Here is a 25,991-nt window from a genome sequence, read left to right as displayed (position 1 = left end):
GCACTGCTGGCAGACTGGCGCTATGACCGACACGCTTGAAGCTCCTGCCGCAGTCGAACCCGGTGCGGCGCACGTCGATGCGGCCATTGACGGGTTACTGGCCGCACACGACCCCAAGCAGCTGAGCTACGCGGAGTTTCGTGGCGCCCAGTTCGACGCCGGCTTGGCGTGGGTGCACTTCGACGAGGGTCATGGCGGTCTGGGAGTGAGCCCCAAGCTGCAGCGCCGGGTCGAAGAGCGGCTGCGGGCGGCAGGCGCCCGGCCCATCAAGCCGGTGACGTTCTTCATGCACCTGGCCGGGCCGACCATCCACACACACGGCAGCGAAGAGGTCAAGCAGCGGTTCCTGCGTCCGATGTTCACCGGCGAGGAGCTCTGGTGTCAGCTCTTCAGCGAACCGGGAGCCGGCAGCGATTTCGCCGGACTCGCGACTCGGGCAGTGGCCGACGGCGACGAGTGGATCGTGAACGGTCAGAAGGTATGGAACACGCTGGCTCACCTCGGCGATTACGGGATGCTGGTGACTCGCACGAATCCCGAGGTGCCCAAGCACCGGGGGCTCACCTATTTCGCACTCGACATGAAGGCGCCGGGCGTGGAGGTGCGCCCGCTGCGCCAGATCACCGGCGAAGCCGAGTTCAACGAGGTCTACATGACCGATGCGCGCGTTCCCGACGCGCACCGCATCGGCGACGTCGGTGACGGTTGGCGGGTGTCGCTCACCACGCTGATGAACGAGCGCAATGCCATCGGCGCCGGCGGCGCCGGTCCGCCCAAGCGTGGCTCTGGGCCGATCTCGGTGCTGGTGAAGCTCTGGGAACAACGCGCCGAGGCCGACCGCGACGACGTCACTCGAGATCGCCTGACTCACCTGTGGACACGCGCCGAGGTGCTGCGGTTGACGAATATGCGCGCCGGCGCAAACCGGCGCATGGGCAACCCCGGGCCCGAAATGTCCATCGCCAAGCTGGCATTCGCCGAGCTGAACCAGGCGATGATGACCTGCGCGGTCGACATGATGGGCGCCGACGGGCTCGTCGGCTACGACTACACGTTCCGCCGTCCCGGCGACCTGTCGGTGGACGGCTCCGACGGCGCTGTCCAGCACGGGTTCCTGCGTGTGCGCGCCAACTCCATCGAAGGCGGCACGTCGGAGATCATGCGCAACATCCTCGGCGAGCAAGTCTTGGGTCTCCCAGGCGAGCCCCGGATCGACAAGGACATGCCCTGGATCGAGGTGCCCCGCAACTAAGGCTGCGCGCGACAGGGCCGGGCCGGGCCGAAGCCCAGCCCGGCACACTGCCGGCTCACTCTTGCGCTGCCCCGAGCTCAGCCAGCGTGGCGCTGATCGGTCAGCTCTTGGCCTCGGTCAGCATGTCCTGCACGATCAGGCCCAGGTCGCCCATCTGGGGGATCAGCTCCAGCCGCGCGTACACGTCCGGCGGCGGGTAGATGCCCGGGTCCTCCAGGATCTCGTCGAGGATGTACGGCGTCGCGGCCTCATTCGGGCTGCCGTAGTACGTGTAGTTGGTGAGCGCCGCGCCATTCTCGGCGTCGAGCAGGAAGTTGATCATGGCGTGGGCCGAGCACACGTTGTCGGCGTTGTGCGGGATGGCCATGGTGTCCACCCAGCGGACGCCGCCCTCGACGGGGATCGTGTACACGTGCGTCTCATACGCGTCGGTCTCGAAGAACGCCTGCGCGAAGCCGCCGCTCCAGCCGTGGGCCACGTCCACCTCGCCGTTGACGAGGTCGTCGCCGTAGGTCACCGAGTCGTACTTCAGCAACCGGTCATTCGTGGCCTTGAGCAGGGCACCGGCTTCGCGGATGGCTTCCTCGTTGCCCGACTCGATGGTCTCGGTGATGCTGTAGCCGAGGTACTTGAGCGCCGCTGACACCGCCTCGGGGGCGTCGTCCAGCATCGAGATGCCGCCGGGCACCTGCGCTGCTGTGTCGGCATCGAAGATGACCGCCCAAGAGGACTCGCCGCCGATCGCGTCGAGCGCGTCGTAGGTCATGCCGATGCCGGTGGTGCCCCACTGGTATGCAACATGGAAGCGGTGCTCAGGATCGAACGGCGGGTTGTCCCACGCGTCGTCGATGTTGGCGAAGTTGGGCAGTGCGTCGTAGTCGAGCGGACGCAGGAGATCCTCGGAGATCATCAGCGCCACCATGTAGTCCGACGGCACCACCAGGTCGTAGATGGCTGCGCCTGATTCCACTTGGGTGAGCATCTGCTCGTTGGACTCATACACCGAGTAGTCGACGCTGATGCCGGTCTCTTCTTCGAAGGCCGCCAACAGTTCTTCATCCATGTAGTCGGCCCAGTTGTAGAACGCCAGGTCGCCGTCGGTCTCGCCCGGCCCGCATCCCTCGTCTTCGGCTGCCGCCGAGGCATCAGCAGTCGCGTCATCGGCTGCCGTGGTCGCGGCGGCGGTCGCAGCATCATCGGCATCTGCGTCGTCGTCCCCGCCGCCGCAGGCAGCTGCGAAGAGTGCCGTGGCGACGAGCAGCGCCAGCCAACGACTTCGTCGCAGCCGCCGCCTCGTATTCGATGTGCCGGTCATGTTTCCTCCCTTGTGGACGCTCCGGTGGAACGCCCCTGTGTCATTAGCGGTGAGCGAGTGCTGTTGCTGTCGATGGGCTTCCTCATGGCGCGCTGGTCCGGGGACGTTGCAGGGCCAGCGAGGCCACGACCAGCGTGATCGATGCGGCCAGCATCAGCGTGGAGATGGCGTTCAGCTCTGGGGTCACCCCTTGGCGAATGGAGCTGAACACGTACACCGGCAGGGTCGTGGCCCCAGGTCCCGCCGTGAAGGCCGAGATCACGACGTCGTCCAGCGACAGCGTCAGCGCCAGCAGGGCGCCCGCGGCGATCCCCGGCGCGATCAGCGGCAGCGTCACCCTCCTGAACGTACGCCATGGCGTGGCGTACAGATCACGCGCCGCTTCTTCGAGGGTGCGGTCGAATTGATCGAGCCGGGCGCGTACCACCACGGCGACGAACGAGATGTTGAACGCGATGTGGCTGAGGGCGACCGTCGTGACACCCAGTGTGAACCGCGGCCCGAACGTGTCGATCAGCTTGAAGGCCTCGGCGAAGAACACCAGCAGCATCACTGCCATCGTTATGTCGGGAATCACGATGGGCAGGTACACCGTGCCGTCCAGCGCCCGCCGACCCTTGAAGCGATAGCGGTCGAGCGCGAGCGCCACCGCGGTGCCGAGCACGGTCGAGACGATCGTCGAGCTGATCGCGACGATGAGCGAGACGCGCAGCGCGCTGACGATCTGCGTGTTGCCGAGTGCTTCGGCATACCAGCGTGGCGACAGGCCTTGCCAGACGTTGACCCGCTCGGAGTCGTTGAACGAGAAGATCACCAGGACGATGATCGGCACGTACAGGAACGCGAACACGAACCAGGCGTTCGCCTTCAGCAGGCGCCGGGCCGAGCGCTTGGTGCCAGCTGTGCCGAGATCGCTCATGGCGCCCTGCCGTTCATGGCACGTTGGCCCGGTTGCGCTCAGCATTCACCGAGTTGCGCTGGTTGATGGCCACTGCGACGAGCATTGCCACGATCACCAGCACGCTGAGTGCGGCACCCAGCGGCCAGTTGCGCGCCGCCTGGAATTGGCGCGCCACGTACGAGCCGATCAGCAGCGTCTTGGCCCCGCCCAGGATCTCCGGCACCACGTAGGAGCCGAAGCTGGGCACGAACACCAGCACGCAGCCCGCCACGATTCCCGAGCGGGTGAGCGGCACCGTGACCTTCCAGAACGCCTTCGCCCCGCTGGCGTACAGGTCACGGGCGGCCTCCACCAGGCGCCAGTCCATGCGCTCGAGCGCGACGTACAACGGCAGCACCATGAAGGTCAGAAAGCCGTACACCATGCCCAGCACCACAGCGGTGGGGGTGAACAGGATGCGGAAGGTGCCGAAGCCCATGGCCTCGCTGAGCGCGGACGCCGGACCGCCCGAGCCGAGCAGGAAGCGGATGGCGAAGATCCGCACGAGCCCGTTGGTCCAGAACGGGATCATCACGAGCACGAGCAGCCGGGCTCGCAAGCGGGGCGGACGTGTGGCCAAGTAGTAGGCGAACGGATACGCCACGACGAGGCACAGCACCATGGTGAGGAACGCCAGCCAGGCCGAGCGGGCGATGATGCCCAGGATGACGTCGTCGGCGATGCGCTCATAGGAGTCGAGGTTCCACCCGCTGAGGGAGGTGCGGCCCGTGGACGTGCGGGTCGCGAACGAGTACACGGTGATGAGGCCGAGGGGGACCATGAAGAAGATGAGCAGGTACAGCGCACCGGGCGTGGCGATGAGCGTGCCGGTGCGTCGGGCCTTGCGCTGTGCGCTCACTTCTGCAGGGGTCAACAACGCTGGCGCATCGGGCGCGGCATCCGTCGACTGCGCCGCTGCAGGCTTGGCGCGACGCAGCGATGGCATCAGTCCGCGACCACCGACGTCGCCTCAGGCGACCAGATGACCGAGACAGGTTCACCGGCGGCGAGCGCTGCTGAGCCAGTTTCGGAACGTGCCGTAATGGTGGCCGCTCGTTCGCCGGCGCCCGTCTCGCTGGCACCAGCGGCGGGGCCGATCGCGACCGTGTACACGAAGGCGTGCCCCAGATACGTGGCGTCAGTGATGACGCCGTCGAGACAGGGCGCACCCCCAGGCGCCTCGCCGCGGCGAAACAGCCGCACCTGTTCGGGTCGCACGCTGAGAGCTGCCGGGGTCCCCGCGGCCAGATCGGTTGCGGCCCCGACGACCGCACCGGTATGCAGGCGCAGCGCCGTGCTGCTCTCCACGACGCCTTCGAGCAGGTTCGTCCGCCCGATGAAGTCGGCCACGAAACGATTGGCAGGATGCTCGTACACCTGCGTCGGTGTCCCGACCTGCAGGAGGCGTCCTTCGGACATGACGCCCACCCGGTCGCTCATCGCCAGGGCTTCCTCCTGGTCGTGGGTCACGAAGATGAACGTGATGCCGACCTCACGCTGGAGCACCTTGAGCTCGGTCTGCATCTCCTGGCGCAGCTTCAGGTCGAGCGCACCCAGCGGCTCATCCAGCAGCAGCACCTTGGGGTGGTTCACGAGAGCACGGGCCAGAGCGACACGCTGCTGCTGACCGCCCGAGAGCTGCGAGGGCCTGCGCTGCTCCATGCCTCCCAGGCGCACCAGCGCTGTCGCCTCGGCAACCTGCCGGTCGGCCTCAGCGCCCCGGATGCCGCGCATCTGCAGGCCGAAGGCGATGTTCTGGGCGACCGTCATGTGGGGGAACAGCGCATAGGCCTGGAAGACGGTGTTGACCGGTCGGCGGTCAGGCGGCCACGAGGCGACTTCCTCGCCGAAGATCGCCAGCCGTCCCTCGCTCGGGATGTCCAGGCCCGCGATCATGCGCAGCGTCGTGGTCTTGCCGCAGCCTGATGGCCCCAGCAGGGCGAAGAACTCGCCGTCGCCGATCTCCAAGTCGATCTCGTCGACGGCGACCACATCGCCGAAGCGTTTGGAGATGCCGTGCATCTCAACTGCGGGCACGCCGGAGCGACCCTCAGCGGCCGGCCCGTGCGCCTCGTCGTCTTCACGTTCGGCTGCCGGTCCGGTCACTGTGCCGTCGCCGTTCATGTGAGCCCGAGCGGGCTGGCCGGCGCGCCAGCGCGCACCGCCTGCGTGCAGATGAAGTCGTGGGCGAGGGTGGCGGCCGCCAACGCCGTGATCTCCGAGACGTCGTACGCCGGGGCGACCTCCACCACGTCCATGCCGACGATGTCGAAGGGCGCAAGGCCGCGCACGATCTCCAGCGCTTGTGCCGTGGTCAGCCCGCCTGCCACCGGGGTGCCCGTGCCGGGTGCGAAGGCAGGGTCGAGGCAGTCGATGTCGAAGGTCACGTACGCCCGCCGGTCCGCGACCTGTTCGCGCACGACCTCGAGCACTGCCGCGGGCCCGTTGCGGTGCACCCATGGCGCGCCCAGCACCGTGAATCCGTAGTCGTCGTCGTTGTGGGTGCGGATGCCGATCTGGACCGACGCTGACGGGTCGATAATCCCCTCCTGCAGCGCTCGCAGGAACATCGAGCCGTGGTCCAGGCGACCCTCGTCGTCGGGCCAGGTGTCGGGGTGTGCGTCGAAGTGGATGAGCGCCAGCGGGCCGTGCTTGGCCGCGTGAGCACGCAGGATCGGGTAGGTGACGAAGTGGTCGCCGCCGAAGGTCACCATCTGGGCATCGTGGGCGAGGATCTCGGCGCAGTGGGCTTCGATTCGCTCGACAGCCTCGGTGGGATGGCCGTAGTCGATGAAGCAGTCGCCGTAGTCGACCACGGCGAGGTAGGCGAACGGGTCGAAGCCGAAGGGGTAGGCGTCGAGCTCGGCGAGGCCTGTCGACGCCGCCCGGATGGCGCGGGGACCGAGGCGTGCGCCGGGCCGGTTCGACGTCGCCATGTCGAACGGGATGCCCGACACGACGATGTCGGCATCGGCGATGTAGCGGGCGTAGCGGCGCCGCAGGAACGACAGCGCACCGCCGTAGGTCATCTCGGGCTTGCGGCCGTGCAGGTCGTCTGAGCGGAATGCCTGATCGCCGAGCATCTCAGCGTCAGAGCCGGCGATCAAGCCGCCTCCGCTCGCCGCGGGTTCGGCGCTGTCGCTCACATGCCATCCTCAGCAGGGCCGCGCAGCTTGGGGTTGCGCCACACGATCAGGGCCGCCCAGCTGTCGGTCGCCGGATCGGCGATGTAGTTCGGCAGTCCGCACACTGCCTCGAAGCCGTTCTCGATCTGGAAGCTCAGCGTCCGGTCGTACAACCGGCCTTCTCGCACCTCGGCGATGTACTCATCCGCGGTCATGTCGGCCTTGTGATCGGCGTAGCCCGGAATGACACCGCCCGCCACGATCCCGTCCAGCCCGAGGTCGAGACACACCTGCTTGCGCAGCACGTAGAGCTCAGCGCCGATGCCCCGGCGACGGTGGGAGAGCCGGGTGGCAATGCTGGTGCCGTAATACCAGCGGCCGTCCGGTACGTGCCCGCTGCCGCTGTGGTCTTCAGGGACGAGGTCGGCGATCGTGTGAATCGGGTTCGCCATGTCGAAATCGCAGCGGATGCCGACCCCCATCGCTACCAGATCGTCGCCGTCGAATCCGGCGAAACAGCCTTCAGAGAAGTCGTGCGCCAGCTGGGTGAAGCCTTGGGCGTCATAGAGATCGGCGCGGTCGGCAGTGGGGTGGGATGCCAGTTCGAGGGCTTCGAGCTCGGAGGCCCACTCGGGGAGGATCTTGGCGTAGCGAAGTCCCGAACGCTCGCCGACCGAGATGGCTTCGATCTCACGCATCGCAGCACCCCCGCGGCGTCTGCTGCACTCAGCCGCCGGCTGAGACCTTACTTCCGCACCGGGGCGACTGATCGCAGCGATAGTTTCCGTGATATGGCTGGCGCACTCGAGGGGGATCCCTGGTCGCTGGAGACGGCATCGACGGTGCCGCTGTGGATCGACCGCCTGGAGCCGCCCGTTGCTCCGCGGCCCGCTGTCGAGGGTGATCTCGACGTCGACGTCGCCATCGTGGGTGGCGGCTTCAGCGGCCTGTGGACTGCGTACTACCTGCGCCAGCTCGAGCCGTCGCTGCGGGTCGCCGTGCTGGAGCGCCACTACTGCGGCTTCGGAGCGTCTGGGCGCAACGGGGGCTGGGCAGTGGGGGAGCTGGCGGGTTCGTTCGAGGACTATGCGCGGCGCGCCAGTCCGACGGAATCGCTTCGCTTGGTGCGCGCCGTCTTCGACGCAGTGGATGAGATCGGGCGCGTCACCCACGCCGAGGGGATCGACTGCGACTATGCCAAGGGCGGCACGATCCGGGTGGCGCGCACCGCGCCCCAGGCCGAACGGCAGGCTGCCGAGATTGCCGAAGCCCGCCAGATCGGGCTGACCGAAGACGAGCTGCGCATGCTCGACGCGGACGAGGCCAAGAAGCAGCTCAACGCCACCGAGGTACGCAGCGGGCTGCTGCTCGGACCGTCCGCCGTGGTGGATCCAGCCAAGCTTGTGACCGGGCTGGCCTGCGCTGTGGAGGCGGCGGGGGCGGAGATCTACGAGCAGACGAGGGCCGTCGCCATCGAGGGCGGGGCAGTGCAGGTGACCGGCGCAGCCGGCGCTGAGGTGCGGGCCCCCGTCATCGTGCGGGCCACCGAGGCCTACACCAGGGATCTGCGCGGGTTGCGGCGAGACATCCTGCCGGTCTACTCGCGCATGATCGCCACCGAGCCGCTGGCTCCCGAGATGTTCGACGACATCGGTTTGGTCAACCGGCCGAGCTTTGCCGACGACCGGCGGATGGTCACCTACGGGCAGCGCACTGTCGACAACAGGATCGCGTTCGGTGCAACCGGCGTGCCGTACAGCTTCGGATCGCGCATCGCCCCGTCCGCCGAGGTGCACTTGGGGATGCATCGACGGATCTGGCGGGTGCTCGCCGACATGCTCCCTCAAGTCGCCGACGCCCGCATCACGCACCGCTGGGGAGGGGTGCTCGGCATCCCGCGCAACTGGTTGCCCGGCGTCCGCTTCGACCCACGGACAGGCGAGGGCGTGCTGGGCGGCTACGTGGGGGAGGGGGTCGCAGCGTCTAACCTGGCGGGCCGGACGATGGCCGATCTGGTCTGCGAGCGCGCAACCGAGCGCACGAGCCTGCCGTGGGCGGGCGTCAGAGCTCGACGTTGGGAACCCGAGCCGCTGCGCTGGCTGGGTGTGCGCGCCGGCCGCGCCCTGCTCGGCATGGCCGACCATCGGGAGATGCGAACAGGGCGTCGGGAGCGGATGGCGTCAGGGGTCGCGAAGCTGCTGCGCGGCGGCCATTAGCGCTGCTCTGGAGCGGTCTGGCGCAGCGGCCATGAGTGCTGCTCTGGCGAGGCTGCTAGCGAAGCGGCCTTCGCGGCCTCTGCGTTCGCCCCGGCTCCTGGATCTGCTGTCGCGGCAGCCGGGATCGGCCGGAAAGTCAGTCGCAGTCGAGGCGGTAGGCGCCTTGGTGGGGCACCATGATGCCCGCGGTGGGCCCTCCGAAGTGGGTGCCGATCACGAGGGTCTCGCCGTCGGCCCAGTCGCCGAAGGCCTCGTGACGGGTGGCGCGGGCCTTGTCGGGGTCGGTGTCGAACATCGAGCTGAGATCGGGGTCGGCGAGCTGCATCGGGGTGTGCGCCATGTCGCCGGTGATGATGGCCCGCTTGCCGCCGTCCTGGATCACGACGGACAGATGGCCCGGCGTGTGGCCCGGCGTCGACTGGAAGGAGACTTCCGAGCTGATGCTGTCGACTGCCTCGACCATGTTGGCGCGGTCCGCGGCGGCGATGGGCGCAACGGAGTCTTCGAACACCGCATCGCCGAAAAGGTCCTCATGGTTGGCCCAGTAGTCGTATTCGGGAGCGCAGAACAGGTACTCCGCGTTGGGGAATGTGGGCACCCATTCGCCGTCGGCGCTCAGGCAGGTGTTCCAGCCCACATGGTCCACGTGCAGGTGGGTGCACACTACATGGGTAATGGCCTCGGGCGGGAAGCCTGCCGCGGTCATGTCGTCAAGGAATGGTCCCTGCTGGCGATGCCAGAGCGGATTGGTGCGTTCCTTGTCGTTGCCGACGCAGGTGTCCACCGCGATGCGGTGCTCTCCGGCGGAGATCACGCAGGTGTGGATGCGCTGCAGCAGGTAGCCGTCATCACTGACGAAATGCGGGCGCAGCCAAGGCGCGGCCTCTGCGCGGGCCAGCACCCCGCCCTTGCTGAGGGCGTCGTAGAGGAACCGTGGCGATGTGGGCGTAGCGGTTTCCGAGACAGACGTGATGGTGACGTCGCCGATCTGCCAGCGCTGCGGTTCGGGGCGCTCGCTGCCGGAGTCCGCCTGGCCGGTCTCGCTCTCAGCGGCGGCGTTCACGGCTGGCGCCCGACGTAGCCGAGGTAGCGGTGCGACATCGGGGCATCGTCGGGCACATCGACCGCGTCGGTGATCAATCGCCACTTCCGGGGAATGTCGCCCAGTGCTTGCACCCGTGCGAGAGTGGCCTCGCACAGGTCGTCAGGCAGGTCGATGGGGTTGCCGGTGGACTGGGCCAGGTCCCATGCATGGGTCAGCGGATCCCACTGCACCATGCCAACGAAGTTCTCGAAGCTCATCGGCCCGAACCAGTACTTGTCTTCGGCGGACAGGTCGGCCCCGTCTATTGCGTCGAGCACGCCGTCGCGGGTGGCTTGCCACTGGGCCGCCGGATCGCCGGCGTCGTCGGCCATTTGGGGCATGCTCACCTCGCCGGTGCGGGCGATGCCGGCGAGCGCATCGAGTACGCCGCACTGGTGGCGCAGCAGTTCGGTTGCGTTCCAGTCGGCGCACGGGGTGTCGTTGCCCCAGGCGTCGTGGGGCACGCTGGCCACCACCGAATCGAAGAGCGCGACGGAGCGCTTGAATTGGTCAACGATCTCGCTCATCGGCAAGAACCTCCCTGTGTGGTCGCGCCCTCCCGCTTGAGGCAGAGCGGCGACCTGCGGCGGATGTCGATGGTAGGCCGACTGGTGCCGGCGAGGCGGGGTCAGCCGGCGTCGACGAGATTGACGCGTAGCCCAGCGTCGGCGGGCTTGGCTCAGCTGGAGTTGGCGAGGTCGGCTCAGCTGGCGTCGACGAGGTTGACCCGCAGGCCGGCCAGCGCCACCTGGCTGTCGTTCACGTAGCAGTCCCGTGTGCGAGCCGCTGCCAGCACCCCGTCACGATCCACGGTCGTGACGTCGATGCCGCCTAGGCCCTCGCCGCGCCCGTCGGCCTCAGGCACGAAGCGCAGCATGGCGTTGTCGATCTGGATCGTGGGGTGGCCGTCGCTGTCGGTGCCCAGGTCGATCTGCGCGATCTGGCTCCAGCGCTCGGCCAGCCGCTGGGGATCGGGGCTCTGCAACTCGGCCGCGGCGATGCTGCTCACCCTGTCGGTGCAGACGTACGGCTCCCAGTTGGAGCCTGCTGGCGTCCACGAGCCCCCGACCTCGTCGCCGGTTGGTCCGGTCATCTGGTCCATCTCGAAGAATGCGCCGCCGGTGTCGGCCGGGTGCAACTGCATGCCGACGTGGCCCTCTTCGGGGAAGTTCATCTCGAATGCGATCCGGATGCCCAGCTCGTCGACATGGGCGCGGCGTGCAGCAACGTCGCTGACCTGGGTGATGACCATGTAGCCGGTGTCACCGCCGCGCCGATGCTGATACCGGCCTGCGGCAGTGTCGTCTTGAATCGGCGTGACGCACTCGAGGAATTGGGTACCAATCGGCCAGAGCACGTTCTTGAGGCCGAAGATGCCGACACCTGGATCGGTGAAGCACGGCTCGACGCCGAGGACGCTCTGGATGTCCGCCGAGGTCTGGGCCAGGTCGGCGGTGGTAACAGCAATCTGACGAAGGCGAATCCACATGCGCGTCACCCTACGACGCCGCCTTGCACCCCTGCAGCGCGTCCGCCGCTCCCAACGACAAGCAGATGCCAGCGCAGTGGTCTTCACAGGTCTTCGAGTTCGCCGGTCACGGCCGACAACGAGCTAGGACCGCGCTGAATGGCAGCGTTCCTAGGGAGAAATGCACCTACACAAACAGGGACTAATACCCCTATAAACTTAGGGATAAATAAGCTACGATCTGCAGTATGAACGAGGCGGCAGGCATCGTTTCGGCCCGAGATGGCTATATCGCACGCATGGCGGATCGGACGCTTGCGGCCGATCTCGTGTCATGGCCGGCGGTGATGATCACCGGGCCGAGAGCGGTGGGCAAGACAACCACCGCAGCCAAGCACGCCGAAGCCGCGCTGCGTCTGGATCGGCCCGAAGATGCGAGCATCGTCCGTGACGACCCTGACGCAGCGATCACGGTAGGCCCGTTCCCGCTCTTGCTCGACGAATGGCAGCACACACCCGAAGTTCTCGGCGCGGTCAAGCGTGCCGTCGACGCGGACCAGCGCCCCGGCCGCTATATCGTCACCGGCTCGGCGCGCAACGATCTCATCGCCGGCGCATGGCCTGGCACGGGCCGCTTCCTGGATATTCGGATGTGGCCGCTCACCGGCCGCGAACTGTTCGGTGACGCGAGCCAGCCGTCGCTGTTCGACCGCTGGGACTCACCCGACCGGTTCGAGGTGCCGGCCGATCCGCCGGATGTGCTGGGCTATCTGAGGCTTGCGCTGTCGGGCGGATTTCCGGGTGCGCTGAGAGCGGCCGACGACCAGCAGCGCGAACGCTGGATGCGCAGCTTCGTCGACGTCACCACGACACATGATCTTGAGGAGTTCTCCGCAGGACGGGGACGGCCACGCAGCCCAATCCGCTTTCGCCGCTACCTGCAGTCGTACGCACTGCATACTGCCGGGGTTGTCCCTGACAGCGCCCTCATCGAGGCTGCCGACCTCGACCGCAAGACAGCGTTGGGGTATCACGACATTCTCGACGCCCAGCGGTTGGTCGTGGATGTGCCTGCGTGGCGGTCCAATCGTCTGCGGAGGCTGACGTCGACGCCCAAGCGGTATGTCTGCGATTCCGGCGTGGGTGCATGGCTCGCGCAGATCGATTTCGATGCTGCGCGCCGAGACCCCGATGCACGAGGCCGCCTGTTCGACACCTACGTGGCCGCTCAATTGCGCGCCGAGGCAGAGTCGGCGAAGGTGCCGGTACACCTGCACCACCTTCGCAGCCAGCGAGGAGAGCACGAGATCGATGTCATCGCCGAGTTCGGGTTCCGTGTGGCCGCATTCGAGATCAAATCCGCCAGCGCGCCGTCGGCCAAGGACGCCCGGCATCTCATCTGGCTGCGAGACAGCCTGCCACCCGACCAGTTCGCCGGCGGCGTGATCTTGCACACGGGCCGCCACCGTCGCTGGATCGATCGTGACATCGAAGCCGTCCCCATCGCCGCCCTCTGGGGTCAACGCCGAGCATCAGCGAGCGCCTGAGCAAGACAACCTCGGCGAGCCGGGCCAGACCGATTCCACAGACTGCGCGGGCCGGCTGCCGTGTCGCTCCCCCGCAGTAGTCTCGCCCCCATGGACGAACAGCAGTATTGGGCAGAGCGCCGTGTCGCACCTCCGTAGCAGCTTCGCCGCCATGGACGACCATCGGTACTGGGCGCAGCGTCTCGACGAGTATGTGAGCTACCTGCGGGACGAGCGGGGCGTTGGGGAGTCGACGTACGGCCAGCGCAGCAGCATCGCGCGCCGCTGGATCGAGTTCGCACTGCAACGGGGGCACAGTCCTGCGGAGCTAGATGACGACCTCGTCGGCGAGTTGCTCGACCGGCAGCGAGACTTGGCGGATTCCTCGCGCTACGCCTATACGAAGGACCTCGAAAATTGGTGTCGCTGGCTGTCGGGCGATCAGGTCGTTCACCGCCGAGCTTCTGCCGCTGAGTCCGCAGGACGCGACGAAACCGCCATGTGGATGGCGCGGCTTGAGGAGTACCTGAGCTATCTGCAGGATCAGGGGCGGAAACCCCGCACCATCAAGAATCGACACGGGAAGGTGTCGAAGTGGATCCGGTATGCGTGTTCCACTGGGCGCAGTCCGGCGTCGTGGGATTCCGGAGCGATTGCCGAGGCGTTCGACGTCTGGGGCACGAAAGAATCTCAGCCGCAACGAGATAATATACGCAGGCAGGTTCAAGCTTGGTGCACATGGTGTCGCGAGAGCGGTCTGGATTCGCCAACCCTTGAGGAACTGGTTCAGCAGTTCCACGACAACGGCTACCCCACGGACGATGATCTTGAACACAAGGCGGCGCGCATCGGTTTCGCAAACATCCTGTCAACTCTGAATCTGCTGCCTTATGCGGACCGCGAGCAGGTCAAGCGTGTGTGGAACAGAACGCGCTATGACTACGGCGGTTCTGGACAGGTGCCGGGATTGCATCGGGCGGTCAACGACTGCTCACCCACTGAGTGGGAATCGATCCGCTCGCTGATCCACGACCTCGGTTACGGCGACGGCGACTTGGCATCGCGGTTCGATGCTTGCGTTACTGGCATCTCAGGACTCGGCGAACTCGTCGCGACGCGGCTGTTGGCTTTGTCGCAGCCGCAGCGATTCATTCCCAACTTCATTCTGCGACAGAGTCCGGCGGCAGCGAAGTCATCGTGGCCCGGAAAGCTTGAGATGATCGAGTTGCTGGTACGTCTTGGCCTTCTCGACGAGGAGCAGGCCATCACCGCGACCACGCTCCTCGACGAGCCCGAGTCGTACCCGCAGAGCGGAGCTTTGGTCGTCACGGCCAACGATTTCCTGGTCGACGTTCTCGGGCCGTACTTCCCAGACAGTGCGCACTCTATCGACGCGTGGGGGATTGCCCGGTTCTTGTATTGGTTGGCGGAGCGACACGACGACGACCCCGAACGTCTCGCGGCTGCCTTGGCGGCCGCCGCGGAGGATCTGCTGTGCGGGGTGGGATTCGTCAACGACGTAGTGCAGCTGTTGAAGGACAAAAGGCAGGTGGTCCTGTATGGGCCACCGGGGACCGGCAAGACATACTTCGCCCGTCGCTTGGCGTGGGCGCTGACAGGCATCCAAAACGACGAGGAACACGCGGACGACGGGCCCTATTCGCTGGTGCAATTCCATCCGGCATACTCGTATGAGGACTTCTTCGAGGGATTTCGGCCGTCTGTCGACGATGACGAGAACATGACGTATCGGCTGACGCCGGGACCATTGGTGAAGCTGGCAGAACTCGCCGAAGCCAATCCGGATCAGCGGCATGTCATGGTGATCGACGAGATCAACCGGGCGAACTTGCCTCGCGTATTGGGCGAATTGCTCTACTTGCTGGAGTATCGCGACGAGTGGATTCAGACGCAGTATCGACCAGTCGAAGGCTTCACGCTGCCCTCCAACCTGTGGTTCATCGGCACGATGAACACGGCTGACCGATCGATTGCGCTGATCGACGCGGCGATGCGGCGGCGGTTTCACTTCGTGCCGTTCTTCCCCGATCGTGAGCCGACGGCGGGATTGCTGCGGCGCTGGTGCGAACAGAACGAGCAGGGGCAGACGTGGATCGCTGACTTGCTCGATGGCGTCAACGCGCGACTCCGCGGCGATCTCGGGGGTGACCACATGCTCATCGGGCCGAGCCACTTCATGAAGAGCGACCTGAACAAGGACGGCCTGCGGCGCATCTGGGAATACAACATCGAGCCGCTGATCGAGGACCAGTTCTTCGGTCGCCAGGAGGTCATCGAGAGTTACCGGTTCCGCGAGGTTTGGAAGCGTCACGGGCCCGGAGCGACTGCGTCGGGTCCGGAGACGCGAACGCCGGACGAGCCCGTCGATGACGATGAACCCGAGACTGCCGGTGATGAAGGCGCCGAGAGCTACGGCGACGACTAGATGACATTCGTCGATGCTGCGGTGAGGCCGGACGCCCCCAAGATGGGTCGTGACGCGGGCCAGGGCAGACGAATTGTGCTTCAGGAGTGGAGCACCGAGCGCATACAACTCGACGACGACACGGCTCGCCGTCTTGGGGAGACGTCGTGGGTGTCGGTGGCAACGGATCGAGAGAGCGGCTGGTGGAAGGTGTCGACTCGGCAGTGGGTCGGAGGGTTCACGCTGGACGACCTGCGCATCATCGTGCGGCCGAAGATCAAGCCCGAGAACCTGTTCTTCCTGCTGGAAGTGGGGCTGCCGTCGGAGGCGTGGCGGGCCGAGGCCATCGACTACGCAACCAACGACGAGCTGTTGCCGGCGCTGGTGTCATTCTTCGCACGCACGGCGGAAACCACACTCGCGCGGGGGCTCTTCCATCACTACCGGCACGAAGGGGACGACCTGCTCGCATTGCGAGGTCGTATCGACTTCGCGCGGCAGTTCCGTCGGGGCGGGGTGCTGGTGCCGATGGCGTGCTCGTGGGACGACTTCACCGCAGATGTCGACGAGAACCGCTGCCTGACTGCCGCAGTTCGACTGGCGCTGCGTGTGCCCGACGTGCCTCACGACGACCGACGGCGGCTTCGGCGGCTGCTCGGCGCGCTCGATGGTGTGGCCGAACCCACCGTGACGATGGCGCTGGACAGTCTTGATCGCATCCAGTACAGCCGGCTGAACGAGCACTACCGGCCGGCACTCCGTCTTGCCCGGCTGATACTGGCCAACTGCACCCTGCAGGACCAGCACGGCGACACCGCTGCGTCGGCGTTCATGCTGGACATGAACCAGCTCTTCGAGGACTTCGTGACGGCCCGGCTCCAGCGAGCGCTGCGCGGGCGGTTGGATGTGCGACCTCAGACACGGCTCTATCTCGACGACGAGCGCCAAGTCCAGATCAAGCCGGACCTCACGTTCGGTCACCGCGGCGAAACCGTCGGTGTCGCCGACCTCAAGTACAAGCTCGCAGAAGCCGATACGAGCATGACGGGCGCTGGACCTCTCGCACGACACGGCGACTACTACCAATTGCTGGCCTACACCACAGCGCTCAAGCTGAGCGAAGGCACCCTCATCTACTGCGCCGATGTCGATCGCGATGAGACCGGTGAGTCCGGCGACGTTGCTGGCCTAGCGCGAATCGGCAGCGCGGCAGACGAAGCCCCTAACCATGATGGTTCAGGCGCGATTCTTGCCAAGTCGACGGTCACGGTTCGGCACGCGGGAACGAAACTCCACGCTGTCGCCATCGATCTGTCCGGCAGCCCTAGCGATATCGACGCTCAGATCAGCGCTCTCGCCGGCCATGTTGAGGCGACGACGAGAGTGTCAGCTGGTTGATGACACTCCGGGGGAGGCAGTGGCGATGCCGAGGTCCACGGCTGCGGCGAGCTGGCGGACGTCGTAGCTGACGAGCCCAGCCAAGTCGTCACCTAGTGGTGCGTCGCTGAAATGGCTGGGGCTGAAGCAAGCCCATTCTTACAGGTCAGCGAGTTGCATGATGCCCGGAAGAAAACTGCGACACACCACTAGGAGACTGCTGATTTATTCGGATCCGGGCAAGTCTGCAATGCTCTGACCTGCGGCTTTGTGTCCGTGAATCAGCGATTTCGGCAATTGCTCAGCAGTCTCCTAACCCAGATTCACCGGTGGGGTTGGTGTGAGGGTGGGTGTGCGTCCGCTGGAAGGGTCTCTTGAGGTGGCGTTTTGTCTTTGACGGTTGTTCGGCGTGATGTCGTGTCGGGAGGCGCTTTCTGTGAGCAGCGTATCTGGGGGTCTGGACCGGATCGAGGCGGTGTTCGACGAGGGCATTTTGGTGGCTGACGCGGGCCTGCTGCTGGTGGGCTCTTTGGTGGGTCGGCTGGGTCTGGGGGGCTTGATCGATGACACGGTGGTCCCGCCGCAGGCGGGCCGCGGGTCGGGCGCGAAGGTGCTCACGGCGGTGTTCTCGATGCTGGTTGGCGGGTCGTTCATCTCGGACGCGGACCGGCTGCGGACCGCTTCGACGGGTTCGGTGCTTGGGTTCGCGGTGGCGGCGCCGTCCGCTTTGGGGACGTTCTTGCGGTCCTTCGCATGGGGTCATGTTCGCCGGTTGGGCCGCGCCCGGGAACCGGCGCTGGGCCGAGCGCGGGAAGCTGGGGCTGCGCCTGGGGCGGATCGGATCACGGTCGGCGTCGGCTCCACGATGGCTGAGGTTCACAGCGGCGCCAAGGGCGGCGCTGCGTATGGGCACAGCGGGCGGCTGGGCTGTCACCCTTTGGTCGCGTCCCGTGACGACACCGGCGAGATCGTGCATGCCCGGATGCGCAGGGGCTCCTCCCAGCGGGGCCACGTCCGCTTTGTCGCCGAGACCGTGAACCGGGCGCGCCGCCTCGCTCCCGGCGCCGGTCTCGCGCTGCGCGCGGATGCGGGTTTCTTCAGCTGGGACCTGATCGACAAGCTCAAAGCACACGACACCAGGTTCCTGATCGCTGTCGCCTCCAACCCCAAGATCGACCGGGTCATCGCCGCAATCGACGACCGGGACTGGACCCCGACCGGCTACACCGACGACGGCGAGGCCCAAGTCGCAGAGACCGAGCTGACCAGCGCGCGCCGCCCCAAAGACAAGCCGGCCCACACGGCGCGGCTCGTGGTGCGCCGCACCCGCCTGGTCGGCCCCCAAGCCGACCTGTTCCCCCACTGGCGCCACCACACGTCCGACACCGACGCCGAGACGCTCGACACCAAAGCCGCCGACGCCGCCTACCGATCCCACGCACGCGTCGAGCTCGCCGCCGGGGACCTCAAAGCCGGCGGCCTCGCCCACAGCCCCTCAGCCAGCTTCACCGCCAACGCCGCCTGGCTCGCCTGCGCCGCTCTGGCCCACAACATCGCACGCTGGACAGCACGCATCGGCCAAGTTCACGACCCCCGAAAGCTCACCGTCGCAGCCACCACCGCACGCCGCCTGCTCACCGTGCCCGGCCGGCTCGTCAACCGCAGCAGCCGACCCACCCTGCGGCTCCCCGCACAATGGCCCCGGGCCGACACGTTCACCACAGCACTGCAACACACCCGCAACCTGCCCCAGCGCTGCTGAGCAAACCCCAGCATCACGCAGCGCCGCGCACCACCCCACCAAGACGCCGCACACAACACCCCCCCCCAGCCGCCGCCGACCACCCACGCATCCGATCCCACGAACCCGCCACACCAACAGACCGCCCCACCGACAACCCGCCCAACCCGACATCACCCAACCCCACCGGTGAATGTGTGTTGCGTCTGACTTTTCGCGACAGATTGCCGGGTTTTTCAAGCAGCGTCGGCGTGCTGGCGGTGGTGTTGGGTTGGTCATGGCAGTGGGCGGTTTCGGCGGGCGTGGCGGCGTTGGGCGTCGGCTTGTCGGAGGCCGTCTCGGCGGGCTCGGCGGATCTGTTCTCCTCGGCCTTGGTGCTCGTCTTGGGGGGTGACGTGTCCGATGCCTTCGTGCAGCCGGTTCTCGTTGTAGTGGGTCCGGACGCGTTCGGGCTCCCGGGCGAGATCGGCGGGACGGTCCAGCGTGTCGAGGTGGGGGTGCTCGTCTTTGAGGTGCCCGAAGAGTGACTCGATCCAGGCTTGGTCGGTGGGCGTGGATGGGCGGCCGAAGTGCTGGGCGATCGAGCAGGCGGCCATGAAGCGGGCGGTGTCGCCGGCGCGCATCTCGGGGCCGTTGTCCGACAGCGCCAGCAGCAGCGGGATGTCGTCGTGCTGAGGCGGCTCGGCGTCGGGATCGGCCAAGCGGGCCGCGATCTCGTCGGTGAGCAGCCCCTCGGCTTGGAGCGCTTCGGCGGACAGCACTCGAGCGGCGACCGAGTCCGGGGTGCCGGTGAGGTGGGCGGCGATCCACTTGCGGGACACGACATCAACGATCGCGTAGGCGTGCTTGGCGGGCCGGCATCGGGGGAACTGGGTGCCGTCCCAGCACCACAGCTGGTTGGGGCGCCACTCGCACCAGCCGGGCCACGGCGAGCGAGCCGTCCGCTTGGGGCGCGGCACGCCTGCCAGGGCGAGGCCGTGACCTGCGAGAACGCGGTCCACGCTGGACGGCGACACCCACACCCGGCCCAGACAGGAGCCCCGGTGGGCGAGCTTGCGATGGGACCGGTCGACGTCGCCCCATTCGTCGAACAGCTTCACGATCTCGTCGCGTTCCCACCCCAGCAGCCCATGGACCGCACGGCCCCCGGGGCGGGCGTCATCGAGCCGCCCCGCGTCGCGGCGCCGGGACCAGCGCCACGCCCGGCGCCGATCGATGCCCAGCACCGCGCACACCCGGCCGTGGGTCCATCCCGCTGCGGTGGCGTCGTCGATCAGCCCCAGCAAGCACTCCTTGGCGGCCCCATCGACGCGGGCGGGAACAGGGCCGCTCATCCCCAGCCCGTTTTTCCCCGCAGCACCGCCAGCTCCACGGCCTGCTCCACAACAGTGCGGCCCAGCCGCTCCACCTCCGCCCGCAACGCCGCCGCCTCGGACGCCTCGGCCCGCGTCCGGCGTGGCCGCCCAGGCTTCGACGCCCCCAACGCAGCGATCGCCCCGTCGCGTGCCACCGCACGCAAACGAGACACCACCGACCGATCCACGCCGGCCTCCGCCGCCGCCTCGGCCTGGGTGATCTGCCCAGTCAGCATCCGCACCCACAAGTCGTACTTCTGCTCCGCTGTGAGCATCTTCCTCGGTCTCCGGCCCGGCGGAGCGGTCATCGGCAGCCTCCTGCGCTGAGACCGCCAACCCTGACCGACGCTGCTCGAAAAAACTCAGAACCCGTCGCGCAAAATCAGACGCAACACAGTCGGAAAGCCGCTATTTCGGCGTTTGTCAGATGCAAACCCGCAGGTCAGGGACTTGCTGTGTCGGCAAGATCCCCTTTTCCGACCACCCTCCTAGCTCGAGGGCGCAGGCGACGTAGATCGCGTCCAGGGAACGCAGATGGCGGCCGGGCATTCGACCCGCAGCATCCAGCACCGCTGCAGTCAAGTGGACGAAGTGCGTTTCAGTGAGGAATCATTCGCAACGGCGTCGCGTTGCTTCGTCATCGTGGGCAAACGCCCGTCGTGCCTCGGTGCGCAGCAGGGCGCTTGACGCCAAGGGACGATGCGTGAGCCACTGGCGCAGTGCCACGGACTCAGTTTCTGGCCTGACGAGCTTGACGAAAGCAGATGCGTCAAGAATCCAGATTTCACCGCTCATCTCGACGTAGCTCCGCGAGCCGTTCGCTCCCAGTCTGTGTTCCCGGGGGAGCAGGGGGCAATGGCGCCTCTTCCTCTAGTGCTGCGGCCAAGCCCCGCCCTCCGCCGGTGACGACTCCACGCGCAATGAGACGCTCCAACGGGTCGTCTTCCTTGGGCAACGGTCCGAGCAACGCGAGAGGCTCGCCATGCCGAGTGACCTCGAACGACTCACCGGCGTTGGCCCGCTGGAGCAGCTCTTTGCAGTTGTGCTGCAACTGTGAAACGTTGATCTGCTCCATGAAGGACACAGTAGCTACCGCAGTGCACGCTGCCCCTGCGATTTTTCCCACAGCGCGATGCGCCTGTGCATCCTGAATGGTTCACGAGGGCTGCTCGCCTGACGTGGGTGGGCGGTGGCGGTCGAGGAGGCTGTTCAGCTCGGGGTGTCCCCGTCCGTGTCCCGGGGATCGCGCACGTCCACGGTGAACGACTTCGAGGCGACCGTGCGGCCCAGCACGGAAGCGGCGTAGTCGGCGGAGGTCTCATAGAAGGTGACGGTCACGGACTCGTCGTCGAAGTCATCGTCGGCGAGGGCCTCGATGCCGATCGACCCGATGGTGATGTGGGTGCCACCCTTGGTGTCGCCCTCTTTGACGGCGATCGTGACGGCCGTGGTGTCCGAGATGTCCATGACCCAATCGGTAAACGCCGGGTCGCCGCTGCACCAGTTGTGGGTGTACCTGATGCTGTCGGTCGATCCTTCGGACAGGCCCACCGCAGTGTGGCTGAAGCTGAGGCTGCGGTGACAGGAGGATGCGGCCAAGGCCATCGGCGAGGCGACCACAGCAGCTCCAGCAGCGATGACGGCAGCGATGATCAGCAACGGCTTGCGTCTGCTCTTTCGAGTGCCGTGCCGGGAGGAATGCAATTGTGACTTCATGTCTGGCTAAACCTTTCTACTATAGAGTCTAAAGTACCACTATTGTCGCTCTGTGTGTTGTCGCTCTGTGAGTTCAGATCTGCCAATGCCATCTCGGGGCTGACAGTGCTGGCCGTCGGCCATGCCGAACGAGCCTTCCAAGGCGATCATGTGCTCAACGGGTGCGGCGACAACCGACAGCGTTGGTTCTTCGGGCACGGCAGCACCATGTCGATCATGCTCTGGCGGCATGTGCATCGTGGCCTGTTCGTTTCAGACGATCTGAGTCCCGGCTTCGCATTGCCGCCGGAGCGGGGAGTGCCGCTGGGACGGCTGTCGCCAAGCTGATGGGCACCGTCCAGTTCGCCGGCTTGATTGACAACACCATCATCGCGGTCACCCGCATCACGCCTGAACTCGGCCCATGTACTGGCAGTGCCGCGGGTTTCGTTGCTCTGTGCGCTGGTCCTCTGACCCGCGCGAACAGCGGAGGCGCCCCGCGAGCAAATCTCAGGCATACAGCTGGCAGTGTCGCGGCGGGTCTGTGGCCGGTGGCGATCGTGCGGAACCCAGGCGTCTGCTTCGACAGCCAGCTGAATGAACGATCGACTTAGCCTGCTGACGCCCGAAGGAGGAACCGCATGACGTCATCCCTGCACGATCCTGTGCTTGAGGAATTGCTAGATCGGCTGCACGCCGAGAGCGACGCGCAAGCCACCGAGACCTCGGCATTCTTCGCCGAGATGCGGCGAAAGAGCGGTAGGGACCGAACCCAGCGCGGCTTCGACGACGACATGCGCCGGTACCTCGCCGACAAGCTTGTTGCGCTCGACCGCGACAAGGCCACGTTCTGCTACCAGATCTGCTGTGCTCTGGGTGCTCGCCGTGTCGTCGAGGCCGGGACGTCCCACGGGGTGTCCACGCTGTACTTGGCTGCTGCGGTGCGGGACAACGGTCATGACGACGGCGTGGTCATCGCAACCGAATACGAGCCTGACAAAGCCGCCGTCGCACGGGCCAACTTCGAAGAAGCAGATCTGGCGAGCTGGATCGAGCTGCGGGAAGGCGATCTGCGCGAGACGCTGGTCGACTGCGGGGGACCGGTCGATTTCCTCCTCGTCGACATCTGGCATGTCGCTCTCGACGCGCTCGAACTGGTCGCGCCGGCGCTGCGCCCCGGCGCGGTCGTCGTCACCGACAACACCATCTCGTCCGCCGAGGGCTACCAGCCCTACTTCGAGTTCCTCAACGACCCCGCCAACAAGCTCCGCACGATGACCCTGCCCTTCGCCGGAGGGCTCGAGTTCACCGTCCGCGTCCACTAGCCACGGGCCGTGAGGCCGGCCTCGGTCAGGGCCGAGTCCGGAACTGATTGACCAGATCCATAGTCGGAGATGGCTGTGGCGTAGCTATGGGGCATGAGCAGGGCCTCGGCGAGTTCGCACATCTCCGAGATGCGGACGATCTCGGTGAAACCGCCGGCCCGGCTGATGCCGCAGTGCAGCAACGGCACCTTGGCATGGTCGAGCCATTCCTTGGCCTCCCAGCGGCCGGTCGAGAACTCGCCCGCGCCGATGAGCAGCGGGCCGCGGGCCGCGAGCTGGCGGTACCCCTCCATGTCGTCGTGGTGCAGCGGCACCTCGGCGAAGTACACCCGGTGATCATCGAGCCGGTTCAGCACCCACAGTGCTTCCTGCCAGTGGGTCCAGCGATACCCGGGATCGGCGCCCAGCACGACGTCGTCGCCGATCATCGCCCGGAGCTGGCCCACCAGATCGACCACCTGGTGGTCGGGCAGTTCGGTGAGCCCGACGAAGGGCAGCTTCATGGCGGTGAAGCCCGACTGCCGGGCGAGGTCGACGATCCCCTCCATCTTGTCGAGGATCACCCCGGTCGGCTCGCCCTTGGTGTCGCCCGGGTACAGGGTCACGTACGGGCGCGCACCCTGCTGGCGGGCACCTCCCAGCAGTTGCCAGACCGGCTTGCCGAGCTGCTTGCCGGCGAGGTCCCGGCGAGGTCATAGAGGGCGATGTCGACAGCCGACAGGGCATTGATGAGCAGCCCTCTGCGGCCGTGGTAGAAGCTCGAGCGGTAGATGGCGTCGTAGATGCGAGCTGGCTCGCGGCCTCGCTCCCGACGTTCGGGTCAACGCGATCTCGCCGAGCTACGTCCATCCCGATTCCACGAACTTCCCGCTCACGTGGCCGTCGGTCCTCTCGAAGTCGTCGAGGCTCCTGCCGCGGGCCGCTAAAGCGGGCTGGATGCGGGGAACGATGACGTCCTTGAGGTACTGCTCGGTGCAGAACGGATGGGCGATGCGGCCGTCGGGGGAAGAAGGGATCGCGGCTTGTCTCGGCGGTGAAGGCGCGGTCGAAGCCGAGCGCCTCGAGCTTGGTGGCCTGCTGCGCGATGAAGTCGGTGCCGGCACTGTTGCCGGGGTAGAGCGATGCTTCGATTCTGAGGGAAGTGGGCATAGTGGCAGGTCCTGATTGATTCGAATGGGCTCAGCCCGGCTGGGGCCAGTACTCGTCGTGCCTGCGGAGCACAGCATCTCCGCCGCCTCACGCCTGCTGATGGGCGTGTAGCAGAGCCCGGCGTAGTGGCAGCCCCAGATGATCGGCAGGAACTCGAGACGATTCTCGACGCAGAGCGCGATGTGGTCGCCGCGCTCGAGCCCGATCGCGCGCAACAGCCGGGACAGCCGACTGGCGAAGGCGTCGAGGTCGGCGAAGGTGATGCTCTCGCCGCTAGCGCCCATGGCCACTGCGACACGGTCGGGGTGATCCGCGGCTACCTGACCCGGGTACAGCAGTGGGGTCGTCATCGGTGCTTCATTCCTGATTGACGGCCCGTACTAGGTCCATCAGTCGTGCGAGCGAGTCCAGCCGGGCGGTCGGGTCGTCGGTGTCGACCCGCACCCGAAGGGTCCGTATCCCTGTGGCGCGGTAGGCACGGAGCCGCTCGCTGATCTCGGCATCGCCGCCCAGCAGGTTCGTGCGGAGCCCGATCTCGATGGGCACTGCGGCGGCCGCCGCTTCCCGCTCACCTGACTGCCAGAGCCGTTGCACCTCCTCGACCGCGTCGCCGAAGCCTTGGCGGATGAACGCCTGGTTGTAGAAGTTCGTTGATGACGACCCCATGGCGCCGATGGTGAATGCGTAGCCGTCGGCATGGCGCCGGCCCGCCGCCTCGGGGTCGTCGGAGAAGTCGAGGGTCACCGCAACCGTCAGCTCGATGTCGTCGAGGGACCGCCCCGTCGACTCGGCGCCTTCACGAATGTGGTCAGTGAACACGCTGGCCGACTCGGGCAGGAACGCGGTGCCGATCCAGCCGTCGGACTTGGCGCCCGTGAGCCGCAGGTTGGCCGGCCCCATAGACGCGATGTAGATCGGGATGGATGAGCCGGCCACCGGCGAGCGGAGGGACCGGCCCTGACTGTCAGGCAGCGGAAGCTCGTACACCTTGCCCTCATAGGTGAGCCGGTCGCCCGAGCAGACCTTGTGGATGATGTCGATGGTCTCGCTGGTGCGGATAACGGGCCGGTCGAAGCGAACACCGTGCCAGCCCTCCATGACCTGAGGTCCGCTGGTGCCCAGTCCGAGCACGAAGCGACCTTCTGACATCTTCGCCAGCGCGAGGGCGGACATCGCCAGCATTGCCGGGGAGCGGGCGCCGAGCTGGACGACCCCGGTGACGAGCCGGACTCGGCTCGTGATCGCGGCGAGATAGCCGAGCGGGGTCAGCGCGTCGTACATCCACGCCTCGGGCATCCACACTGAGTCGACGCCGAGCTGCTCAGCGCGGCGGATGTAGTCGAAGCCCGGGGCATCCAGGCCGGCCGGGAGGACACCGACGTGGAGATCGGTCACGAGGTGCGCGCCTGGCGGGCTTCGGCGAGCTGCTTGCAGCCCTCGACGGTGCGACGCATGTTGGCGTTGTGCTCGCCCATGCGCTTGGCGACGATGTCCTCCTCGCGGTCGGGCATGCGCTCGATGGCCGGGCTGAGTCCTGACGGCGCCGGCCCGATCTCGGCGGTGAACCTCAGCATGCTTCCCTCGCCGTCGGGCTCGAGGTCGAAGCGCCAGCGAGCGGCCCGGTAGTCGACATCACCGACCGTCCACTCGAACGAGCGCTCGTGGTCCATCGCCGTGACGGTGCAGGTCGATCGCCACTCGCCGACAGCCTTGTGCTCGTTCCGGCCCCGGAACCTCGCCCCGAGGGCCGGGCCGTCGTCGAGCCAGTCGGCGCCCTGGAACTCCCCGGAGAACTCAGCGGGCGCGTTGATATCGCACAACAGGGGCCACACCACCGACGGCGGGGCATTGATGTGGGCCTCCACACTGGTCGTCGGCCCGTCCGCGTACGTCACCATTCCCAACACCCTTCTCTCGCCTGTCACATGACAAGCTACGCAACGTGATGGTCCCCTGATCGGGCATCGGGACGCACGGCGGTGGACCGGAGGAGCGATT

General features: G+C 66.7%; 25 protein-coding genes. 8 read left to right on the top strand and 17 right to left on the bottom strand.

The features are described 5' to 3' along the window. The first annotated feature begins 22 nt into the window (after positions 1-22). On the top strand, positions 23-1,252 hold the full coding sequence (locus ACOGXQ_RS01965; RefSeq protein ID WP_419945788.1) for an acyl-CoA dehydrogenase family protein: 1,230 nt from the start codon (positions 23-25) through the stop codon (positions 1,250-1,252). Between the two features lie 100 nt (positions 1,253-1,352). Here ACOGXQ_RS01965 and ACOGXQ_RS01960 read toward each other — a convergent pair whose 3' ends face one another. The 6 genes from ACOGXQ_RS01960 to ACOGXQ_RS01935 form a co-directional block, all read right to left on the bottom strand. Beyond that, on the bottom strand, positions 1,353-2,567 hold the full coding sequence (locus tag ACOGXQ_RS01960; protein ID WP_419945787.1) for a polyamine ABC transporter substrate-binding protein: 1,215 nt from the start codon (positions 2,565-2,567) through the stop codon (positions 1,353-1,355). Positions 2,568-2,649: 82 nt separating this feature from the next. Beyond that, on the bottom strand, positions 2,650-3,486 hold the full coding sequence (locus tag ACOGXQ_RS01955; protein ID WP_419945786.1) for an ABC transporter permease: 837 nt from the start codon (positions 3,484-3,486) through the stop codon (positions 2,650-2,652). Between the two features lie 13 nt (positions 3,487-3,499). Continuing rightward, a complete protein-coding gene (locus tag ACOGXQ_RS01950) occupies positions 3,500-4,453 on the bottom strand; it encodes an ABC transporter permease (RefSeq protein ID WP_419945785.1) in 954 nt (317 codons plus the stop codon). Then, the gene (locus ACOGXQ_RS01945) at positions 4,453-5,631 is read right to left on the bottom strand and encodes an ABC transporter ATP-binding protein (RefSeq protein WP_419945784.1); all 1,179 of its coding nucleotides are present in this window, start codon (positions 5,629-5,631) and stop codon (positions 4,453-4,455) included. Before ACOGXQ_RS01945 ends, ACOGXQ_RS01950 begins: the two co-directional genes overlap by 1 nt. Further along, a complete protein-coding gene (gene speB / locus ACOGXQ_RS01940) occupies positions 5,628-6,590 on the bottom strand; it encodes an agmatinase (RefSeq protein WP_419947321.1) in 963 nt (320 codons plus the stop codon). The genes ACOGXQ_RS01945 and speB overlap by 4 nt, the downstream gene beginning before the upstream one ends. Positions 6,591-6,649: 59 nt before the next feature. After that, positions 6,650-7,330 (bottom strand): GNAT family N-acetyltransferase, encoded by a 681-nt coding sequence (locus ACOGXQ_RS01935; RefSeq protein WP_419945783.1) that lies wholly within the window; start codon positions 7,328-7,330, stop codon positions 6,650-6,652. A 93-nt stretch (positions 7,331-7,423) separates the two neighbouring features. Here ACOGXQ_RS01935 and ACOGXQ_RS01930 point away from each other — a divergent pair, with 93 nt between their 5' ends. Continuing rightward, a complete protein-coding gene (locus tag ACOGXQ_RS01930; RefSeq protein WP_419945782.1) occupies positions 7,424-8,848 on the top strand; it encodes an NAD(P)/FAD-dependent oxidoreductase in 1,425 nt (474 codons plus the stop codon). A 136-nt stretch (positions 8,849-8,984) separates the two neighbouring features. Here the strand turns inward: ACOGXQ_RS01930 and ACOGXQ_RS01925 are convergent, their stop codons facing one another. The 3 genes from ACOGXQ_RS01925 to ACOGXQ_RS01915 form a co-directional block, all read right to left on the bottom strand. After that, entirely contained in the window at positions 8,985-9,911 is a 927-nt protein-coding gene (locus tag ACOGXQ_RS01925) for an MBL fold metallo-hydrolase (RefSeq protein ID WP_419945781.1), read from the bottom strand. Next, entirely contained in the window at positions 9,908-10,459 is a 552-nt protein-coding gene (locus ACOGXQ_RS01920; protein WP_419945780.1) for a TIGR03086 family metal-binding protein, read from the bottom strand. Before ACOGXQ_RS01920 ends, ACOGXQ_RS01925 begins: the two co-directional genes overlap by 4 nt. A gap of 176 nt (positions 10,460-10,635) precedes the next feature. Then, entirely contained in the window at positions 10,636-11,421 is a 786-nt protein-coding gene (locus ACOGXQ_RS01915; RefSeq protein WP_419945779.1) for a hypothetical protein, read from the bottom strand. Positions 11,422-11,648: 227 nt separating this feature from the next. On the opposite strand from ACOGXQ_RS01915, the gene ACOGXQ_RS01910 reads away from it, so the two are divergent. From ACOGXQ_RS01910 to ACOGXQ_RS01895, 4 genes are all read left to right on the top strand, one after another. Further along, the gene (locus tag ACOGXQ_RS01910; protein ID WP_419945778.1) at positions 11,649-12,947 is read left to right on the top strand and encodes an ATP-binding protein; all 1,299 of its coding nucleotides are present in this window, start codon (positions 11,649-11,651) and stop codon (positions 12,945-12,947) included. Between the two features lie 151 nt (positions 12,948-13,098). Continuing rightward, positions 13,099-15,372, top strand: coding sequence for an AAA family ATPase (locus tag ACOGXQ_RS01905; protein WP_419945777.1), 2,274 nt, complete (start codon positions 13,099-13,101; stop codon positions 15,370-15,372). Then, the gene (locus ACOGXQ_RS01900) at positions 15,373-16,749 is read left to right on the top strand and encodes an McrC family protein (RefSeq protein ID WP_419945776.1); all 1,377 of its coding nucleotides are present in this window, start codon (positions 15,373-15,375) and stop codon (positions 16,747-16,749) included. A 415-nt stretch (positions 16,750-17,164) separates the two neighbouring features. Then, positions 17,165-18,490: an IS1380 family transposase gene (locus ACOGXQ_RS01895; protein ID WP_419945775.1), complete on the top strand. Its 1,326-nt coding sequence runs from the start codon at positions 17,165-17,167 to the stop codon at positions 18,488-18,490. A 254-nt stretch (positions 18,491-18,744) separates the two neighbouring features. Here ACOGXQ_RS01895 and ACOGXQ_RS01890 read toward each other — a convergent pair whose 3' ends face one another. From ACOGXQ_RS01890 to ACOGXQ_RS01875, 4 genes are all read right to left on the bottom strand, one after another. Then, positions 18,745-19,803 (bottom strand): transposase, encoded by a 1,059-nt coding sequence (locus tag ACOGXQ_RS01890; RefSeq protein ID WP_419945774.1) that lies wholly within the window; start codon positions 19,801-19,803, stop codon positions 18,745-18,747. After that, complete coding sequence (locus ACOGXQ_RS01885; RefSeq protein ID WP_419943765.1) at positions 19,800-20,132, bottom strand: helix-turn-helix domain-containing protein; 333 nt, start codon at positions 20,130-20,132, stop codon at positions 19,800-19,802. Before ACOGXQ_RS01885 ends, ACOGXQ_RS01890 begins: the two co-directional genes overlap by 4 nt. Positions 20,133-20,608: 476 nt before the next feature. Next, positions 20,609-20,899, bottom strand: a complete 291-nt coding sequence (locus ACOGXQ_RS01880; protein ID WP_419945773.1) for a type II toxin-antitoxin system Phd/YefM family antitoxin — start codon at positions 20,897-20,899, stop codon at positions 20,609-20,611. Between the two features lie 134 nt (positions 20,900-21,033). Beyond that, positions 21,034-21,540: a hypothetical protein gene (locus ACOGXQ_RS01875; protein ID WP_419945772.1), complete on the bottom strand. Its 507-nt coding sequence runs from the start codon at positions 21,538-21,540 to the stop codon at positions 21,034-21,036. A gap of 54 nt (positions 21,541-21,594) precedes the next feature. Here ACOGXQ_RS01875 and ACOGXQ_RS01870 point away from each other — a divergent pair, with 54 nt between their 5' ends. Both ACOGXQ_RS01870 and ACOGXQ_RS01865 read left to right on the top strand, forming a co-directional pair. After that, on the top strand, positions 21,595-21,867 hold the full coding sequence (locus ACOGXQ_RS01870) for a hypothetical protein (protein WP_419945771.1): 273 nt from the start codon (positions 21,595-21,597) through the stop codon (positions 21,865-21,867). Between the two features lie 293 nt (positions 21,868-22,160). Then, positions 22,161-22,844, top strand: a complete 684-nt coding sequence (locus ACOGXQ_RS01865; protein ID WP_419945770.1) for an O-methyltransferase — start codon at positions 22,161-22,163, stop codon at positions 22,842-22,844. On the opposite strand, the gene ACOGXQ_RS01860 is transcribed toward ACOGXQ_RS01865, so the two are convergent. The 4 genes from ACOGXQ_RS01860 to ACOGXQ_RS01845 all read right to left on the bottom strand — a co-directional run bounded on the left by ACOGXQ_RS01860 (position 22,841) and on the right by ACOGXQ_RS01845 (position 25,891). Then, complete coding sequence (locus ACOGXQ_RS01860) at positions 22,841-23,449, bottom strand: enolase C-terminal domain-like protein (RefSeq protein WP_419945769.1); 609 nt, start codon at positions 23,447-23,449, stop codon at positions 22,841-22,843. The two genes, ACOGXQ_RS01865 and ACOGXQ_RS01860, sit on opposite strands and share 4 nt — an antisense overlap. 234 nt (positions 23,450-23,683) lie before the next feature. Further along, positions 23,684-24,343: an AMP-binding protein gene (locus ACOGXQ_RS01855; protein ID WP_419945768.1), complete on the bottom strand. Its 660-nt coding sequence runs from the start codon at positions 24,341-24,343 to the stop codon at positions 23,684-23,686. Positions 24,344-24,350: 7 nt separating this feature from the next. Beyond that, a complete protein-coding gene (locus ACOGXQ_RS01850; protein WP_419945767.1) occupies positions 24,351-25,388 on the bottom strand; it encodes an LLM class flavin-dependent oxidoreductase in 1,038 nt (345 codons plus the stop codon). Next, the gene (locus ACOGXQ_RS01845) at positions 25,385-25,891 is read right to left on the bottom strand and encodes an SRPBCC family protein (RefSeq protein ID WP_419945766.1); all 507 of its coding nucleotides are present in this window, start codon (positions 25,889-25,891) and stop codon (positions 25,385-25,387) included. The genes ACOGXQ_RS01850 and ACOGXQ_RS01845 overlap by 4 nt, the downstream gene beginning before the upstream one ends. Positions 25,892-25,991 lie beyond the last annotated feature (100 nt).

It is taken from the genome of Candidatus Poriferisodalis sp. (assembly GCF_965208485.1).
GTDB lineage: Bacteria > Actinomycetota > Acidimicrobiia > Acidimicrobiales > Poriferisodalaceae > Poriferisodalis.
This window is presented reverse-complemented; position numbering and strand designations above follow the sequence as displayed.